Raw genomic sequence first — 19945 nt, forward strand, 5'->3', positions numbered from 1 at the left:
ACCATGCTTTCCAACCCCAATATCGACCTGGTGTCGCGCTTTCTTCGCCTGCCTCTGGAACAACGCCAGCAGTTTTACCAACGCCTGCAAAGCCGGGGCATGAGCTTCGGCCAATTGCCGATTGCCCCGGCGCGCCAGGACGGCGAGAGCCTGCCGCTGTCTTACGCCCAGGAGCGCCAATGGTTCCTCTGGCAACTGGAGCCGGACAGTGCCGCCTACCACATCCCGAGCGCCTTACGCCTGCGTGGGCGCCTGGACAAAAGCGCGTTGCAGCGCAGCTTTGACAGCCTGCTGGCCCGCCACGAAAGCCTGCGCACACGCCTGCACCTGGAGGGCGAAAACCGCTCGCAGGTGGTGCTGGCCCACGCCTCGATCGACATGACCGAAAGCGCGGTGACGCAAGAACAGGTGCAGGCGCGCATACAGGCGGAAATCGCCCAGCCGTTCGATTTGCAGCACGGCGCCTTGTTGCGGGTATGCCTGCTGAACCTGAGCGAAGACGAGCATGTGTTGGTGCTGGTGCAGCACCATATCGTCTCGGACGGCTGGTCGATGGGCGTCATGGTGCAAGAGCTGATGCAGCTATATGCCGCCTATAGCCAGGGCAATGAATGCCAACTGGCGCCGTTGCCGATCCAGTACGCCGACTACGCCCTGTGGCAGCGCAGATGGATGGAAGCCGGGGAGAAGGAGCGCCAGCTTGGCTATTGGCGCGAACACCTCGGCGGCGCTCAGCCGGTGCTGGAGTTGCCCTTGGACCACCCGCGCCCGGCCCGGCAAACCTACCGTGGCGCGCGCCAGGGTGGGCTGTTGGAACCGGCGTTGGTCGCTGGCCTTAAAGCCTTGGCGCAACGTGAAGGCGTGACCCTGTTCATGTTGCTGCTGGCCGCGTTCCAGACCCTGTTGTATCGCTATAGCGGCCAGTCGGATATCCGCGTCGGTGTACCGGTCGCCAACCGCAACCGCGCCGAGACCGAACGCCTGATCGGTTTTTTCGTCAATACCCAGGTACTCAAGGCTGACATTGACGGCCAGATGACCTTCAGCCAACTGCTGGCCCAGGTCAAACAGCGCACCCTGCAAGCCCAGAGTCATCAGGACCTGCCGTTCGAACAGTTGGTGGAGGCGCTGCAGCCGGAACGCAGCCTGAGTCACAACCCGTTGTTCCAAGTGATGTTCAATCATCAGGCGCAAGCGCTCACGCCCCATGGCGAGCAGCAGTTACCCGGCCTGGACGTGGAAACGCTGGAGTGGCAAGGCCAGACTGCGCAGTTCGACTTGAGCCTGGATACCGAGGAAAGCCCGCAGGGGCTATGGGCCTCGTGGACCTACGCCACCGACCTGTTCGAAGCCGCCACCGTTGAGCGCATGGCGCAGCATTGGCACACCGTGCTGCGCAGCGTGGTCAGTGGCGCCGCCACGGGTATTGCGCAACTGGCGATGCTGGCCGCAGATGAGCAGGGCCATTTGCTCAACGACTGGAACCACGGCGCCGCCGCCTTCGGCAGCCCGAGCGGGGTTCACGCTCTGTTCGAAGCGCAAGCGCAACAACGGCCGGACGCCATCGCGCTGTGCCTTGACGAGCAGGTGCTGACCTACGCTGAGTTGAATCGCCAGGCCAACCAGTTGGCCCATTACCTGATCGGCCAGGGTGTCGGGCCGGAAGTGATGGTCGGCGTCGCGGTGCAGCGCTCGTTCGCCATGGTCGTTAGCCTGTTGGCGATCCTCAAGGCCGGTGGCGCGTATGTGCCGCTGGACCCGCAATACCCGCGCGAGCGCTTGCTGCATATGCTCGAAGACAGTCACGTGCGCCTGGTGCTGTGCCAATCGCCGCAGCCATTGCCGTTGCCCGCCGATGTCATGCGGCTGGACATCGACCGCGCTGATCAAGCGTTGCGGGGTTGCGCCCAGCACAACCCGCAGGTGGCGGTTGATCCGCTTAACCTCGCCTATGTGATCTACACCTCCGGCTCCACCGGCAAACCCAAAGGCGTGGCGATCAATCACGCGGCGCTGACCGAGTTTTCCAGCATCGCCGCCAGCTATTCGCAACTGACCGCCGAAGACCGCGTCCTGCAATTCGCCACCCTGAACTTCGACGGCTTCGTCGAGCAGCTTTACCCGGCCTTGACCCACGGCGCCACGGTGGTGCTGCGCGGCGCCGAACTGTGGGACAGCGGCCGCCTGTACGCCGAAATCATCCGCCAACGCATCACCCTGGCCGATTTGCCGACCGCCTACTGGCACCTGTTCCTGCTCGATTGCCTGGCGGCGGGGCCGCGCAGTTATGGGGCGTTGCGCCAGGTGCATATCGGCGGCGAAGCCATGCCGTTGGACGGCCCGGCGCAATGGTTGAAAGCCGGCCTCGGTCATGTGCGGCTGCTCAACACCTACGGCCCGACCGAGGCCACGGTGGTATCGAGCGTGTTGGATTGCACCTCGGGCAACGAGACCATCGGCGCTACTGCCAGCCCGATTGGCCGCTCGCTGCCGGGGCGTGCGCTGTACGTGCTCGACCGCGACCTGAACCTCGCACCCTTCGGTGCGGTGGGTGAGTTGTATATCGGCAGTCAATGTGGCCTGGCCCGCGCTTATCTGAACCGGCCGTTGCTGAGCGCCGAGCGCTTCGTGCCGGACCCGTTCGGTGCCAGCGGCGAGCGGCTGTACCGCACGGGCGACCTGGCACGTTACCGCGCCGACGGTGTAATCGAGTACGTCGGCCGGGTCGACCATCAGGTGAAAATCCGTGGGTTCCGTATCGAACTGGGGGAGATCGAAGCGCTGTTGCTGGCCCAGGACGGCGTGCGTGAAGCCCTGGTGCTCGCCGCTGATAATCAACTGATCGCCTACCTGGTTTCTGCCGAGCAAGATGCTGAAACTCTGAAAACCGCGCTGCGCGAGCAACTGCCGGACTACATGGTGCCCGCGCACCTGATCTTCCTCGAACGCATGCCGCTCAACCCCAACGGCAAACTGGACCGCCAGGCGCTGCCCAAACCGGATGCCAGCCTGACGCAGCAGGCGTGGATCGCGCCAGTCACCGAGCTTGAGCAGCAAATCGCCGCCGTCTGGGCCGACATCCTCGGCGCCGAGCGCGTCGGGCTGACCGACCATTTCTTCGCGATGGGCGGGCACTCGCTGCTGGCGATGCAGGTGGTCTCGCGCCTGCGTCACACCCTGGCGCGTGAAGTGCCGTTGAAGCTGGTGTTTGAACAGCCACGCCTCGACGCTTTCGCCGCCGCTTTGCAAGCGCTGGAGGCGCAACCCCTTGAGCAGGCTCCGCCGCTGGTCGCGCTCAGCCGTCTTCAACCGTTGCTGCTGTCTTACGCCCAGGAGCGCCAATGGTTCCTCTGGCAGTTGGACCCCGACAGCGCTGCTTACCATATCCCCAGCGCCTTGCGTCTCAACGGCCCGCTGGACCGCGACGCCTTGCAGCGCAGTTTCGACAGCCTGGTGGCGCGCCATGAAAGCCTGCGCACCCATGTGCAGCCGGCAGGCGAGGGCGCCGTGCAAGTCATTCGAGCGCCGGCCCCGTTGCCGATGATGTTTGCCGAGATCGATGAGGCCGATCTGCAGGCGCGGGTTGCTGCCGACATCGCGTGCCCGTTCAATCTGCAACAGGGCCCGTTGTTGCGCGTGAGTCTGCTGCGCCTCGCGGCAGAAGAACATGTGCTGGTGCTGGTGCAGCACCATATCGTCTCCGACGGCGGCTCGATGCAGGTGATGGTCGATGAACTGGTGCAGCTGTATACCGGTTACACCCAGGGTCGCACCGTGCAACTGCCGGCCATGTCGATCCAGTACGCCGACTATGCGCTGTGGCAACGCGACTGGATGGAAGCCGGCGAAAAACACCGGCAGTTGGCTTACTGGCGCGACCTGTTGGGCGGGGAACAGCCGGTATTGGAGCTGCCGTTCGATCACCCGCGACCGGCCCAGCAGAGCCATCGCGGTGCGCGTTTGGACGTGCCGTTGCCAGCGCCGCTGACGGCCGCTCTAAAAGCTCTGGCCCAGGCCCAGGGCGTGACGATGTTCATGTTGCTGTTGGCCTCGTTCCAGACCCTGTTGCACCGTTACAGCGGCCAGCAGGACATCCGCGTCGGCGTGCCGATTGCCAACCGTAACCGGGTCGAGACGGAACGCCTGATCGGCTTCTTCGTCAACACCCAGGTGCTCAAGGCCGAGATCGACGGGCATACCACCGTCCAGCAACTGTTGGCCCAGGTCAAACAGCGTGCGTTGGAAGCCCAGGCGCACCAGGACCTGCCGTTCGAACAGTTGGTCGAAGCCCTGCAGCCGGAGCGCAGCCTGAGTCTCAATCCGCTGTTCCAGGTGATGTTCAACTACCAGACTGATGCCCCCAACGTCGCCGCACCGGCACTCTCGCAACTGCGTATCGAAAACCTGGCCTGGGAGCGCCGGACCGCGCACTTCGACCTGGATCTGGACACCCACGATAGTCGTGACGGTCTCTGGGCTTCCCTGGGGTACAGCACCGACCTGTTTGACGCCTCCACCATCGAACGCATGGCGCGACACTGGCAGAACCTGTTGCAGGCGATGGTTGCTGATCAGCAACAAAGCATCGGCCAGTTGAACCTGTTGGACAGCGATGAGCAGCAGCACATTTTGCAGCTGTGGGATCGCACCGATTCGGGCTTCTCGGCCCAGCGTCTGGTACACGAATTGGTCGCCGACCGTGCACGGGAAACCCCCGGTGCGGTGGCGGTGAAGTTCGATGCGCAGCACTTGACCTATGGCGAGCTGGATCGCCAGGCCAACCGCTTGGCCCATGCCCTGATCGCCCGTGGCATTGGCCCGGAAATGCGCGTGGCCATCGCGATGCCGCGCAGCGCCGAGAGCTTGGTGGCGTTCCTTGCCGTGCTCAAAGCAGGTGGCGTGTACGTGCCGCTGGATGTGGAATACCCGCGTGATCGCCTGCTCTACATGATGCAGGATAGCCGTGCGAAGTTGTTGTTGACGCACACTCGAGTCATGCAGCAACTGCCGCTGGCTGAAGGCCTGGACACCCTGGCAATCGACCGCACTGAAGTATGGGCCGATTACAGTGATTCAGCCCCCGAGGTCGCGCTGCACGGCGACAACCTCGCCTACGTGATCTACACCTCCGGTTCCACCGGCCTGCCCAAAGGCGTGGCCGTCGCCCACGGCCCGTTGGTGGCGCATATCATCGCCACCGGCGAACGCTACGAAACCACGCCGGCCGATTGCGAATTGCACTTCATGTCGTTCGCCTTCGACGGTTCCCACGAAGGCTGGATGCACCCGTTGATCAACGGCGCCAGCGTGCTGATCCGCGACGACAGCCTGTGGCTGCCGGAGCACACCTACGCACAGATGCATCGCCATAACGTGACGATGGCAGTGTTCCCGCCGGTGTACCTGCAACAACTGGCCGAACATGCCGAGCGCGACGGCAATCCACCGGCCGTGCGTGTGTACTGTTTCGGCGGTGATGCGGTGGCGCAGGCCAGCTACGACCTGGCCTGGCGTGCGCTGAAACCGACGTACTTGTTCAACGGCTATGGCCCGACCGAAACCGTGGTCACGCCACTGCTGTGGAAGGCCCGCCGAGGCGATCCGTGCGGCGCGGTTTACGCGCCCATCGGCACACTGCTGGGCAACCGCAGCGGCTACGTATTGGACGCGCAACTCAACCTGCAACCGATCGGCGTGGCCGGCGAGCTGTACCTGGGCGGCGAGGGCGTGGCCCGTGGTTATCTCGACCGTCCTGCGTTAACGGCTGAGCGCTTTGTGCCGGACCCGTTCGGCAAAGCCGGCAGCCGCGTCTACCGCAGCGGCGACCTGACCCGTGGCCGTGCGGATGGCGTGGTCGACTACCTCGGCCGCGTCGACCATCAAGTGAAAATCCGTGGCTTTCGCATCGAACTGGGCGAAATCGAAGCGCGGCTGCGCGAACAGGACAGCGTCGGCGAAACCGTGGTGGTGGCCCAGGACGGACCCACTGGCAAACAACTGGTGGCCTACGTGGTGCCCGCCGATCCGGCGCTGGCCGAGGCCGGCCCGGCGCAGGTGGCGTTCCGCGAAACCTTGCGGCGTGCCCTGAAAACCGGCCTGCCGGATTACATGGTGCCGGCGCACTTCATGTGCCTGGCGCAGATGCCACTGACCCCCAACGGCAAGCTCGACCGCAAGGGTTTGCCCGCGCCGGAAATGCTGCAAGGCGTGTGGGTCGCGCCGGTCAGCCCTTTGCAACAGCAAGTGGCCGCGATCTGGGCCGATGTGCTGGGGGTCGAGCGCATTGGCCTGAGCGATCATTTCTTTGAACTCGGCGGGCATTCCCTGCTGGCCATGCAGGTGATCTCACGCGTGTGCCAACTGCTGGACCGCGACGTCGCCCTGCGCGTGTTGTTCGAACAGCCACAGCTCGAAGGCTTTGTCCTGGCGGTGCAAGCGCTGGATGTCAGTGATGTGCCCCTGGCGCCGCCGCTGGTGGCGGTCGAGCGCGATCAACCGTCGGCGCTGTCCTACGCCCAGGAGCGCCAGTGGTTCCTCTGGCAACTGGAGCCGCACAGCGCGGCCTATCACGTGCCCAACGCCTTGCGCCTGAGCGGCCACCTGGACCGCGACGCCTTGCAGCGCAGCTTCGATAGCCTGCTGGCGCGCCATGAAACCTTGCGCACGGTGTTTGTCAGCGACGCTGATCGCACCTTGCAGCAGGTGCTGGCGCCGGCCGCGCTGCCCATCGACACCTGTGTGCTCGACAGCGCGGACGCCGCGCAGGTACACGCGCGGGTCGAAGCAGAAATCGCCCGGCCGTTCGATTTGCGCCAGGGCCCGCTGCTGCGCGTCACGTTGTTGCAACTGAGCGAACAGGAGCATGTGCTCGTGCTGGTACAGCACCATATCGTCTCGGACGGCTGGTCGATGCAGGTGATGGTCGATGAGTGGGTGCAACTGTATGCCGCTTACAGCCAGGGGCGAGACGCGCAATTGCCCGACATGCCGCTGCAATATGCCGACTACGCCCTGTGGCAGCGCGACTGGATGGAGGCGGGTGAAAAGCAACGCCAGCTGCGCTATTGGTGCGAGTTGCTGGGCGCCGAGCAGCCCGTGCTGGAACTGCCGCTGGATCACCCGCGCCCGGCGGTGCAGAGCTACCGGGGCGCGCGTCTGGAGGTCGCCCTTGAGGCGGCGGTGGTCGCCGGGCTCAAGGCCTTGGCGCAACGCGAAGGCGTGACTCTGTTCATGCTGTTGCTGGCCGCGTTCCAGACCTTGTTGCATCGCTACAGCGGCCAGGCGGATATCCGCGTCGGCGTGCCGATTGCCAACCGCAACCGGGTCGAGACCGAGCGCTTGATCGGCTTTTTCGTCAACACCCAGGTGCTCAAGGCCGATATCGACGGGCAGATGACGTTTGCCCAATTGCTGCAACAGACCAGGCACCGCGCCCTGGAAGCCCAGGCGCACCAGGATTTGCCGTTCGAGCAACTGGTGGAAGCCTTGCAGCCCGAGCGCAGCCTGAGCCATAACCCGCTGTTCCAGGTAATGTTCAACCATCAATCCGACGCTCGCGTACAGCGTGGCGAACAACTGCCTGGCCTGCGACTGGAAGGGTTGGAGTCCGACAGCCATCCCGCACATTTTGACTTGAGCCTGGACACCCAGGCCTCGGCCGATGGCCTGTGGGCGACGCTGACCTACGCAACCGACCTGTTCAGCGAAGCGACCATCGAGCGCCTGGCGCAGCACTGGCGTCACCTGCTGCAGGCCGTGGCCGTCGATGCCCAGCAGCGCCTGTGCGAGTTGCCGTTGCTGACCGGCACCGAGCAGGCGTGCCTGTTGCAACAATGGAACGCCGGTGCCGCCGCCTTCGAACACCCGCTCGGCGTGCATGGGCTGTTTGAAGCTCAGGCGCAGCGACGTCCCGAGGCGATTGCGCTGCGCCTCGACGAGCAGGCGTTGACCTATACCGAATTGAATCGCCAGGCCAACCAATTGGCCCATTACCTGATCGGCCTGGGCGTGGGCCCGGAGGTCTTGGTCGGCGTCGCGGTGCAGCGCTCATTCGCCATGGTGGTCAGCCTGTTGGCGATCCTCAAGGCCGGTGGCGCCTATGTGCCGCTGGACCCGCAATACCCGCGCGAACGCCTGCTGCATATGCTTGAGGACAGTGGTGTACGCCTGGTGTTGAGCCAATCCCATGTGCCTATGCCGTTGCCCGAAGGCGTGCAAAGCCTGGCGATTGATTCTGTGGCGGGCCCGTTGGCGCAGTGCGCCCGGCATAACCCACAGGTGGCGGTCGATCCGCTTAACCTCGCCTATGTGATCTACACCTCAGGCTCCACCGGCAAACCCAAAGGCGTGGCGATCAACCACGCGGCGCTGACCGAGTTTTCCAGCATCGCCGCCAGCTATTCGCAACTGACCGCCGAAGACCGCGTCCTGCAATTCGCCACCCTGAACTTCGACGGCTTCGTCGAGCAGCTTTACCCGGCCTTGACCCACGGCGCCACGGTGGTCCTGCGCGGTGCCGAATTGTGGGACAGCGGCCGCCTGTACGCCGAAATCATCCGCCAACGCATCACCCTGGCCGACTTGCCGACCGCCTACTGGCACCTGTTCCTGCTCGATTGCCTGGCGGCGGGGCCGCGCAGTTACGGGGCGTTGCGCCAGGTGCATATCGGCGGCGAAGCCATGCCGCTGGACGGCCCGGCGCAATGGTTGAAAGCCGGCCTCGGTCATGTGCGGCTGCTCAACACCTACGGCCCGACCGAGGCCACGGTGGTGTCGAGCGTGTTGGATTGCACCTCGGGCAACGAGACCATCGGCGCCACCGCCAGCCCGATTGGCCGCTCGCTGCCGGGGCGTGCGCTGTACGTGCTCGACCGCGACCTGAACCTCGCACCCTTCGGTGCCGTGGGCGAGTTGTATATTGGCAGCCAATGCGGCCTGGCTCGCGCTTATCTGAACCGGGCGTTGCTGAGCGCCGAGCGCTTCGTGCCGGACCCGTTCGGTGCCAGCGGCGAGCGGCTGTACCGCACGGGCGACCTGGCGCGTTACCGTGCCGACGGTGTAATCGAGTACGTCGGCCGGGTCGACCATCAGGTGAAAATCCGTGGGTTCCGTATCGAATTGGGGGAGATCGAAGCGCTGTTGTTGGCCCAGGATGGCGTGCGTGAAGCCCTGGTGCTCGCCGCTGATAATCAACTGATCGCCTACCTGGTTTCTGCCGAGCAAGATGCTGAAACTCTGAAAACCGCGCTGCGCGAGCAACTGCCGGACTACATGGTGCCCGCGCACCTGATCTTCCTCGAACGCATGCCGCTCAACCCCAACGGCAAACTGGACCGCCAGGCGCTGCCCAAACCGGATGCGAGCCTGACGCAGCAGGCGTGGATCGCGCCAGTCACCGAGCTTGAGCAGCAAATCGCCGCCGTCTGGGCCGAGATCCTCGGCGCCGAGCGCGTCGGGCTGACCGACCACTTCTTCGAGATGGGCGGGCATTCGCTGCTGGCGATGCGGGTGATCTCACGCCTGCGCCATCTACTGGGGCGCGAAGTGCCGCTGCGCAGCCTGTTTGAACAGCCACGCCTGCAAGGTTTTGTGGCCAGCGTGCTGGCGCAGGCGACCCCTGCGCAGCCGCTGGCTCCGCCGATGCGCGCGGTGGATCGCGAGCAGCCGTTGCCGCTGTCCTATGCCCAGGAGCGCCAATGGTTTCTGTGGCAGTTAGACCCGGACAGCGCCGCCTATCACATTCCTGGCGCGCTGCGCCTCAAAGGCCCGCTGGACCGCGTCGCCCTGCAGCGCAGTTTCGACAGCCTGGTGGCGCGCCATGAAAGCCTGCGCACCCATGTCCGGCAGGACGGCGAAGGCGCGGTGCAGGTGATTGCCGCGCAGGCCGTCGTCGACATCCTGCGACTTGAGTGTGACGAAGCCGGCTTGCTCGCGCAGGTCGAGGCGCAGATCGCCCAGCCGTTCGACCTGCAACAGGGCCCGCTGCTGCGCGTGAGCCTGTTGCGCCTGGCCGAGGACGACCATGTGCTGGTGCTGGTGCAGCACCATATCGTCTCCGATGGTGCGTCGATGCAGGTGATGGTCGATGAGCTGGTGCAACGGTATGCGGCGTACAGCCAGGGCCAGGACGTGCAACTACCGGCGATGGCGCTGCAATACGCCGATTACGCGCACTGGCAGCGCGCCTGGATGGATGCCGGGGAAAAACAACGCCAACTGAACTACTGGCGCGAGTGTTTGGGCGGTGAGCAACCGGTGCTTGAACTGCCGTTGGACCATGCGCGGCCGACCCAACAAAGCCATCGCGGTGCGAGCCTGGATATCCATGTGCCGTCGCCGCTGCTGGCTGCACTGCGTGAGTTGGCCCGGCAGCAGGAAGTGACGCTGTTCATGCTGCTGCTGGCCTCGTTCCAGACCTTGCTGCACCGCTACAGCGGCCAGGCGGATATCCGTGTCGGCGTGCCGATTGCCAACCGTAACCGGGTCGAGACCGAGCGCCTGATCGGCTTCTTCGTCAACACCCAGGTACTCAAGGCCGATATCGACGGGCACCTGACCGTGGCCCAACTGCTGCAACAGGTCAAACAGCGTGCGCTGGAAGCCCAGTCCCACCAGGACTTGCCGTTCGAACAATTGGTCGAAGCGCTGCACCCCGAGCGCAACCTGAGTTTCAACCCGCTGTTCCAGGTGATGTTCAATCACCAGACCGAGGATGCCGATCAACCCTGGCAGTTGCCGGGCCTGCACGTCAGTGGCCTGGAATGGCAGACCCGCACGGCCCAGTTCGACCTGAGCCTCAGCACCCAGGAAACCGGGGATGCGCTGTTTGCGTCGCTGATTTACGCCACCGACCTGTTCGAAGCGAGTACCCCGGCGCGCATGGCGCGTCACTGGTTGAACCTGCTCGAAAGCATGGCCCGCGATGCGCAACAACGCATCGGGCAGTTGCCGTTGCTGCAGGAAACCGAGCAGCAGGCGTTGGTCCATGACTGGAACGCCACCGCACAGGCTTACCCGCTGCATCGCGGTGTCCACCAGTTGATACAAGAGCAGGTCGCACGTACTCCGGATGCGCCGGCACTGGTGTTCGGCCAGGAACGCCTGAGCTACGCCGAGCTGAACCGCCGCGCCAACCGTTTGGCCCATCGTTTGATCGAGGCCGGCGTGGGCCCGGATGTATTGGTCGGTGTCGCGTTGGAGCGCTCCGTGGAAATGGTGGTCAGCCTGTTGGCGGTGCTCAAGGCCGGGGGCGCCTATGTGCCGCTGGACCCCGACTACCCGCGCGAGCGCCTGGCCTACATGCTCGAAGACAGCGGTGTGGCGTTGTTGCTGACCCAGGCGCGGCGGCTGGAGCACCTGCCGATTCCGCCCGGGTTGCCAAGCCTGGTGGTGGGCGAGTCCTGGTTCGAAGGCTATGGCGAAGGCAATCCGGGGATTGTCCTGGACCCTGAAAACCTGGCCTACGTGATCTATACCTCAGGCTCCACCGGGCAGCCCAAGGGCGCAGGCAATCGCCATTCGGCCTTGACCAACCGCCTGTGCTGGATGCAGGACGCCTATCGGCTGGAGGCGCGCGACGGCGTGCTGCAGAAAACCCCGTTCAGCTTTGATGTATCGGTGTGGGAGTTCTTCTGGCCGCTGATGACCGGCGCTCGATTGGTGGTGGCGGCGCCTGGCGAGCATCGCGATCCGGCCGCGCTGGTCCGCCTGATCAACGCCGAACAGGTCACCACGCTGCACTTTGTGCCGTCGATGTTGCAAGCGTTCCTGCAAGACCCCGGCGTCGCCACGTGCCACAGCCTGCGGCGCATCGTGTGCAGCGGCGAAGCCTTGCCAGTGGATGCCCAGCAACAGGTCTTTGCCAAACTGCCCGCAGCCGCCCTGTACAACCTGTACGGCCCGACGGAAGCCGCCATCGACGTGACCCACTGGACCTGTGTCGATGAAGGCCGCGACACGGTGCCGATCGGCGAACCTATCGCCAACCTGCGCACCCATGTGCTGGATGCCCACCTGCTGCCGGTGCCTGCGGGCGTGGCGGGTGAGCTGTACCTGGGCGGCGAAGGCCTGGCGCGCAGCTACCATCGTCGTCCGGGCCTGACCGCCGAGCGCTTCGTGCCATGCCCGTTCCACCACGGCGCACGTTTGTACCGCAGCGGTGACCGGGTACGGCAGCGCGCCGATGGGGTGATCGAATACCTCGGGCGCCTCGATCATCAGGTCAAATTACGCGGCTTGCGCATCGAACTCGGTGAAATCGAAGCACGCTTGCTGGAGCACCCACGGGTGCGCGAAGCCACCGTGCTGGTGGTGGAGGGGCAGCATTTGGTTGGTTATGTGGTGCTTCACGACGGCCACGCCGACTGGCGCGCCGACGTCAGCGCCCATTTGGCCCGCCACCTGCCGGACTACATGGTGCCGGCGCAATGGGTGGTGCTGGCGCAGATGCCGCTGAGCCCCAACGGCAAACTCGAGCGCAAAGCCTTGCCCAAGCCGGATGTTGATGGGCAGGGCCAGACATTCGTCGCGCCGCAGACCACGCTGCAACAGCAGATCGCCGGGATCTGGGCTGAGGTGCTGGACATCGAACGCGTGGGGTTGCACGACAACTTCTTCGAATTGGGCGGCCATTCGTTGCGGGTGCTGGTGCTCAAGGAACGGATCAATCGGCTGTGTGGCGGCGCGCTGGCGGTCAGCCAATTGATGCTCAATCCTACGGTGGCCGGCCAGGCGCGCTGTATCGACGGGGATGGATCAAGTTCGTTGATCGTGCGGCTCAACAGTCAGACCGAGGGCACGCCGCTTTATCTGTTCCACCCCAGTTTTGGCTCGGTGCATTGCTATAAGCCGATTGCGCTGGCGCTGCGCGAGCAACGGCCGGTGCTGGGGCTGATGTGCCGGGCGCTGGTGGAAGAGGGCGGCGCGGTGCCGACCTGGATGCAGATGGTCGAAGACTACGCCGAACAACTGTTGAGCGCTCAGCCGCAGGGCGCCTTCCGCCTGGCGGGCTGGTCGTTGGGCGGCAACCTGGCGATGGAAGTGGCTTATCGGCTGGAGCAGGCCGGGCGCACGGTGGAATGGGTCGGCTGGATCGACGCGCCACCGCCGGCGCGGTTTGCCGCGTTCTGGAATCAGGCTGCCGCTGAGCCTCAGTGGGAGAGCAGCGCAGTGCAGCGGCGGGCGCAGATGCTCGAAGTGATGTTCCCGGCGTTTGCCGCGCAGATCCAGGCGCAATGGCGACTGGCGCAACAGGCTGGATGTAGCGAGGAGCAGCAGTGGCAGCAGGTGTCCGACTGGGCCGATGCGACGCTGGGGGAGAGCTTTCGGGTGCTCAAGGATGAACTGCAGGACGGTGGTGAAACCGAGCGTTCGTGGGCGATCAAACAGATCCTCGACCAGCGCTTGCAGGACACCGACTACCGCGCCATCAAGGCACCGGTTACATGCTGGTGGGCGGCGCGCAGCGAAGCTGGCCTGCACCAGGCGCTGATCGAGAACGGCATGCGCGAGGTGATTGGCCAGGCGGGTATCCGGCGCTCGATTGTCATCGACACGACGCACCACCGGATTGTCGATAATGCTGAATTCATCAAGAGCCTGGTGGCGGAAATGGCGTGATTCAACCCACGCCGCCGATCCCTTGTGGGCGCTTTAGCGCCCCACAGTGGATTGGCGAACGGCCATGAAAAAGCCCCGTATCTCGCGATACGGGGCTTTTGTGTCAACGCGGGGTCAGAAGTTCCAGCGGGTGGTGACCATCATGTTGCGTGGGGTGCCAGGGTACGCCGAGTCATAAAAACCGATGTTGGTGTAGTAGTGCTTGTCGAACACGTTGTTGACGTTGAGGGTGGCTGACAGGTTCTGGGTGATCTGATAGCGCGCCATCACGTCCACCAACCAGTACGCGTCTTGGGTGAGGACTTCAGAGCGGCCCAGGCCGGAGTTTCTGATCGACTTCCAGCCTTCGCTCTGCCAGCGCGCGCCACCGCCGAGGGTGAATTTGTCCAGCGGGCCGGTGAGTTTGTAGGTGGTGTAGAGGTTGATCTGGTCTTCCGGCTCCCAGGTAGAGATCTTCGTGCCGCTGTCGTCGCGGGCGACCTTGTGGGTGTAGCCAGCCTGCAGTTGCCAGCCAGTGGCGATTTCGCCGGAGATTTCCGCTTCGTAACCCTTGGTCTTGGACTTGATGCCGTAGTAGGGCGAATCGTTGATCAGGTCGGCGCCGGGTGAGGTGTCGAGTTCTGGACGGTTCTCTTCGTGGACTTCGAAATAGGCGAGGCTGGCGTTCAGGCGGCCGTCGAAGAATTCGCCCTTGAGGCCGATCTCGTAGTTCGTGCCTTCGTCGGGTTCGAGCATCTTGTCGTTGCGGTCGCGGTAGTCGGTTTGCGGCTGGAAGATCTCGGTGTAGCTGGCGTAGGCGGTGAAGTTGTCGTTGAGGTCGTAGGTCACACCGGCATACGGCACGACTTTGCCGCTTACCTTGGATTTGCTGGTGCCGGTGACTTCATAGTTGGCCAGGCGCGCGCCGAGCAACAGGTGCATTTCGTCGGTCAGGCTGAAGCGGCTGGTGAGGTAGCTGCCGGTCTGGCGGGAAGTCTGGTCGATGGTGCGGTATTGAACCCACGCTGGCTCCGGGATGTCGCCGTCCCAACTGTAGAAGTCAGCGGAGTTGGTGCCGGGCGCGAAGACGGCGTTATAGCTCTTGCCGTCCCATTTGCTGATCGACAGGGACTGGCCCACCACCAGTTCGTGCTCACGGCCAAACAGTTCAAACGGTCCGGAGGTATAGGCATCCAGGCTGTCGGCGGTGGTTTCGCCGGTGTGTTTTTTCGCAAACAGCGAGCTTTGGTTGCCGGAGTCCTGGGACAGGGCGCCCAGCGGCGCGTTGTAGCCGTTGACCTGATGGTTGTATTGACCTTTGGCGACCCAGCCATTGCTGAAGGTGTGTTCCAGGGTGGCGAATGCCGTGCGGCTGTACTGCCCCCACGAACCCCATTTCGGGCCGTTGTTGAACGAACGCGGCAAGTCCAGCTCTTTACCCTCGGCATCGAAGATCATGCGGCTGCCGGTCCAACTGGAGCCTTTCGGGTCGCTGTCTTGGTAGTCGGCACCGACGGTCAGCAGGGTGTCTTCGTCCAGGTCGGCTTCGAGAATCCCGTAGAACACGCTGGTCTTGCGCGAGTAGTGGTCGAGGAACGACTGCTTGTCGTTGTACGCCGCGACCACGCGGCCACGGACGTTGCCGGTGTCGGTCAGCGGGCCGCTGACGTCGATCTGCGAGCGGTAGTTGTCCCAGGAGCCGGCCCCCAGTTCGATACTGCCCTTGAAGTCGGCCGTCGGCTTCTTGCGGATCAGGTTGATGGTACCGCCCACGCCGCCGGCGCCGGTGAGCAGGCCGGTGGCGCCCTTGAGCACCTCGATGCGGTCATAGATGGCCATGTCGGTGAGGGTCTGGCCGGCGGAGTACTGGGCGTCGCGCAGGGTCGGAATGCCATCGTACTGGAAGGTGTTGATGGAGAAGCCGCGCGAGAAGTAGTTGGTACGTTCGCTGTCATAGGTCGACACCGTGATGCCGGGGGTGTGGCGCATCACGTCGTCGATCGAGCTGAGGGCGAAGTCATCCATGGCTTGGCGCGTGACCACGGAGATCGACTGCGGGGTTTCCCGTGGCGTCAGCACCAGGCGCGTGGCGGTGGCGATGGTGCCTGGGGTATAGGAGCCGGTGCCTTCGGTCACGGTGCCCAACTGGTTGGCGGTTACCTGGGTGGCGCCGAGTTCTATGCCGGTCGAAGCCTGGAGGCTGATGCTCAGGGTGTTGCCCTGCAGGCCATAGCCGACGCCGGTGCCTTGGAGCAGGGTGGTGATGGCGCGGTCCGGGTCGAGCTTGCCTTTGACCGCATTGCTGCGCTTGCCTTCCACGTCGGTTGGGCTGTACAGCACTTGCAGATTGGCCTGCCGACCGAATGCCTGCAGGGCACTGCCCAGGGATTGGGCCGGCACGTCGATCTCGAGTTCTTGTGCCTGCACATAGCTGGCAATCGGCAGCGACACGGCCAGGGCCAGCGCGCTGGGCAGCAGGTTGAAATGCAGGGCCCGTCGCATCGATAGCGCTTTGCTCAGGGGGCTCAGACCGAGTCGTACTGACATGAATGCTTTCTCTTCTAGGTTTTTAGGTGGGCAGTTTATACGTATCTATTGAGGCTGGTTCTCATTACCACTAGTGAGACGTTCCTAATTGGAAAAACCGGAAAAGAAATTTCAAGCCGGCGCCATTTCCTCTACGACCTGGCCCGCGCGCAGGCGCACCAACTGGTCGGCGATGTCGAAATAGCGGTCGTCGTGGCTGATCACGATGATGGTTTTGCCCAGGCGTTTGAGGTCCGGCAGCAACTCGGTGTAGAAGATGCGGCGAAAGGCCGGGTCCTGGTCGGCGGCCCATTCGTCGAACACCAGCACCGGGCGCTGTTCGAGCCAGGCGTTGACCAGCGCCAGGCGCTTGCGTTGGCCGGTGGACAGGTCGGTGGTGCTGAACACGCCATCCTTGACGCTGACCTTGTGCGCGATTTCCAGGCGTTCCAGGTACGGGGTCGCGCTGTCCAGGGACTGGGTTGCGCTGCCCTGGACGAGGTCGTCGAACAGGTAATAGTCAGCGAACACGGTGGTGAACAACTGGCGATAGTCATCGCGCAGCAGGTCGGTGACGGTTTCGCCGTTGAGGCGGATCTCCCCGACATGGGGCTGATACAGGCCCAGCAGCAACTTGATCAGGGTGGTTTTGCCACAGCCGTTTTCGCCGACGATAAACACAATATCGCCTTGCTTGATGCTCAGGTTGATCGGCCCCAGGTGGAACGGTTCGCTGCCTGCCACCGGCGGCGGGCTGTAGCTCACGCCGCGCAGTTCGAGGCTGTGGACCTGCGCATGCGGCGCTTCGCTAGCGTCCATCAACAGGTGCGGTTCCGGCGACGAGAAGCGCTCGGACAGTTCGGTGATACGCGCAAAGGCAATCCGCGCCTTGCCGATGATCGGCAGGTAACCCACCACGTGTTCCAGCGGGCCTTTCATGTACAGCAGCACCAGCACGAACCCGGTGATCACCGCCGGGTCGGGGTTCGGGTTGTAGGCCTGCATGGCCAGCGCGAGGCCGATCACCACGAAGAACAGCATCGAGCCGAAGGTCTTGGCCACGATGTAGATGTTGACTGAGCGCACCTGGATATCGCTGATGCGGTCGGCGGTTTCCTGGATGCGGTGGGTGTTCATGCGGTAGCGGCGCGGCCGATGAATGCGCAGTTCCTTGGCGCCGGAGGCAATTGCCGAGTAGTGGCGTTGCAACTCATCTTCCAGGTCGCGTGCCTCGTCGAAGCCACGGATGCCCTTGGCCCCGGCGATGAACTGGACGCTGCAGCCGATGACGATGGCGACGATCATCATCAGGAACATCGGCACCGACAGATACGCCAGGTAGCCCAGGCAGCCTAGGGTGACGGTGGTGGCGATCGCCAGCGGGGTGAAGGCGAAGGAAAAATCGCTGATGGTGTCGACGTCGTGGGTCAGCACCGGGATCAGGCGGTGGGAGCGGTAGCGCTCGATCTGCTCGATGGGCGCCGACAGCACTTTCTCGCCGAGTTCCTTGCGCAACGCGGCGATGATGCGTTGGCCCACGTAGTTGGTGCCGATGTCCGACACAATCGAACTGGTCAGGGCCAGCAGGCACAGGGCGGCAAACGTCAGCACCACGCCTTGGGTCATCCCGGTGGAGGCGTGCAGCGCGTTGTTGATAGTGGCCAGCAACAAGGTGATGGCCAGGCCACCGGCCATGCCCAGCGCGACGGAAACCGTCACGAGGGTCCGAAAGGGCCTGAGTAATGCGAGCAGACCGTTGAAGGCGCCGCGCTTGGGGTCGGTCATAAATACTTCCCGGAGAGTGAATAGAGGGGCTGGGCACACAAACCCTTACCCATGACAAACGAAGCGTCGGCGCGAGTATTTAGCGCGGCGCGCCTGGCGGCAGTGGCGGCGGATAAATTGCCCGGGGCCTGGTTCGTTCTTGTGGTGTAGGCGCACGCGTAACCACGCCGTGCGCGTTCCCTTCAGCGAGAGCGAAATAATGACGAAAAAGAATCTGGTGTATGTGTGGTCCCTGCGAAATGCTGCCGCCGACAAGGCCGGGCAGGCGGTGGCCTACAAGGACCACGCGCGCTACATGAAGTCGGTGCTGGAGTTTCTGGTGGGGTCGCTGAACGACACGCCGCTGGGCGAGGCCTACAACCTGGTCGGCGTGGTGTATGACGACGACGAGCAGAACCCGCGGGACCGGCAGTTGGTCGCCGATTACGGCTTTGCCTACCAACCTGGGCGCCAGTGGCTGTACCCGGCCGACCTGCAGGTGCAGGGCCAGCGGGTCAACGACCTGCTGCTGAGCGTGCCGTCCACCTACCGCCGCCTACCACGGGGCAGCGCCGAACATATCGCCGGCAAACAGGATTTCGAGCGCCGCCTGCATGACACGCTGGTGGAACTGAAGGCCGATATCGTGGTGTTGGACGGCTTGCTGGTGATCCTTGATGAATTGGTGCGTCCCGGTGCGCCGTTCGCGCGGCGGATCATGAATATCCATCCGGGCATTACCCGTCTCGAATCGCCTTACGAGCGCCGTGGCGCCTATGCCACCTGGAACGCGCTGTACGGAGCGCGTGGGCAGACTGTGGTGGACTGGGCCACCAAGGCAACCACGCCATCGGAACCGCTGTACCTCACCGGAGCGTCATTCCACTACGTGGACAACGGCATCGATTCCGGGGAAGTGTTCCACGACGTGCTCAAGACCGAGATCTCGCCGGACGACACGATCCTCGAACTGCGCTGGAACAACTTCAATAACAGTCTGTTCCCGGCGCTGCATGAAGGGCTGGCGTTGTTGGCGCAGAAGGATTGAAGCAAGCGCGGTCAAAGGTGGGAGGGGGCTGGCTCCCTCCCACATTGAAAAGGGCGGTGTTTTAGAGATCGCGCACCACGCGAAAGCCGATCCAGTCCCCACGCGTCTGCGGATAGATGTTGTTGCGGTTGCCAGAGCGTGAAAACACCGGCGCTTCACCCCAGTCGTTGCCACGAATCTGATAGACCTCGCAGCCCGGTTCGACCCAGGCACTGCCGTCTGCAGGCGCCCCTAGGTAATTCTCGTGGTAACAGTCGGCTACCCGCTCATAGACGTTGCCGTGCATGTCATACACGCCAAACGCATTTGGCGGGTAGCTGCCGGCTGGCGAGGAATAGCTATAGCCATCCGCTGGCCCATAGGTGTTGGCATGCTCGGCGATGCTGTAACCCTTGCCTTCATCGAAAGGAAACGGGAACGGTCCGCTTGAGCCGGCGCGGGCGGCGTATTCGCGCTGCGCTTCACTGACCATCTGGTAGGTCTGCCCGGTCTTCTTCGACAACCAGGCGACATACGCCTTGATGTCGTCCATGTCCATGCACACCGCTGGCTGGCGCGGGCCCTGGGGGTAGCGCGGTTTGCTGGCGATGCATTCACGGCCTGGGCGGGTGTCGCCATCGGCGATCTTGACCCCGGCCTGGCGCACGTAGCTGTCCCATTCGGCGGCGGTGATCTGGAAACGGCTCATGGCGAAGGGCTTGGCGAAGGTCACTACATGCAGCGGGCCTTCGTCGGGCTCGCGGCCGACTTCGTCGTCCGGGGTGCCCATGGTGAAGGTGCCGGCCGGCAGTACGACCAGCTCCGGGCAGTCTTTGCAGTCCTTGAACACGTTGCCCGGCTGCGGGGTGGCGGCGTGGGCCAGGCCGGGCAGCAGGGCGCCGCAGAGGACGGTAAGCGCCAGGCCGGGCAGGCGGTTGAAGCGGGATGAAATCATCGGGGCCTCTCGTTCAAAGGAAAAAATCGCCGTCACCACCGCTGGCTCAGAGGGGCATAAAAGGTCTGGCGGTCGGT

General features: G+C 63.9%; 5 protein-coding genes. 2 read left to right on the forward strand and 3 right to left on the reverse strand.

Going from position 1 to position 19945, the window contains the following annotated elements:
* Positions 1-3 precede the first annotated feature (3 nt).
* A complete protein-coding gene (locus tag ACS5Q8_RS12420; RefSeq protein WP_465160246.1) occupies positions 4-13617 on the forward strand; it encodes a non-ribosomal peptide synthase/polyketide synthase in 13614 nt (4537 codons plus the stop codon).
* Between the two features lie 114 nt (positions 13618-13731).
* Here the strand turns inward: ACS5Q8_RS12420 and ACS5Q8_RS12425 are convergent, their stop codons facing one another.
* Positions 13732-16143: a TonB-dependent siderophore receptor gene (locus ACS5Q8_RS12425; protein ID WP_443700527.1), complete on the reverse strand. Its 2412-nt coding sequence runs from the start codon at positions 16141-16143 to the stop codon at positions 13732-13734.
* A gap of 111 nt (positions 16144-16254) precedes the next feature.
* On the reverse strand, positions 16255-17907 hold the full coding sequence (locus tag ACS5Q8_RS12430; protein WP_276197740.1) for a cyclic peptide export ABC transporter: 1653 nt from the start codon (positions 17905-17907) through the stop codon (positions 16255-16257).
* Between the two features lie 199 nt (positions 17908-18106).
* On the opposite strand from ACS5Q8_RS12430, the gene ACS5Q8_RS12435 reads away from it, so the two are divergent.
* The gene (locus ACS5Q8_RS12435) at positions 18107-18934 is read left to right on the forward strand and encodes a formyl transferase (protein WP_276197741.1); all 828 of its coding nucleotides are present in this window, start codon (positions 18107-18109) and stop codon (positions 18932-18934) included.
* Between the two features lie 61 nt (positions 18935-18995).
* Here ACS5Q8_RS12435 and pvdO read toward each other — a convergent pair whose 3' ends face one another.
* Positions 18996-19868 (reverse strand): dihydropyoverdine dehydrogenase, encoded by an 873-nt coding sequence (pvdO, locus tag ACS5Q8_RS12440; protein WP_276197742.1) that lies wholly within the window; start codon positions 19866-19868, stop codon positions 18996-18998.
* Positions 19869-19945 lie beyond the last annotated feature (77 nt).

The organism is Pseudomonas sp. PAMC25584 (genome assembly GCF_058135675.1).

Bases quoted from the DNA above. Each gene is read 5' to 3' on its own strand.
- ACS5Q8_RS12420 (WP_465160246.1), top strand. From the start codon at position 4: ATGCTTTCCAACCCCAATATCGACCTGGTGTCGCGCTTTCTTCGCCTG.
- ACS5Q8_RS12425 (WP_443700527.1), bottom strand. From the start codon at position 16,143: ATGTCAGTACGACTCGGTCTGAGCCCCCTGAGCAAAGCGCTATCGATG.
- ACS5Q8_RS12430 (WP_276197740.1), bottom strand. From the start codon at position 17,907: ATGACCGACCCCAAGCGCGGCGCCTTCAACGGTCTGCTCGCATTACTC.
- ACS5Q8_RS12435 (WP_276197741.1), top strand. From the start codon at position 18,107: ATGACGAAAAAGAATCTGGTGTATGTGTGGTCCCTGCGAAATGCTGCC.
- pvdO (WP_276197742.1), bottom strand. From the start codon at position 19,868: ATGATTTCATCCCGCTTCAACCGCCTGCCCGGCCTGGCGCTTACCGTC.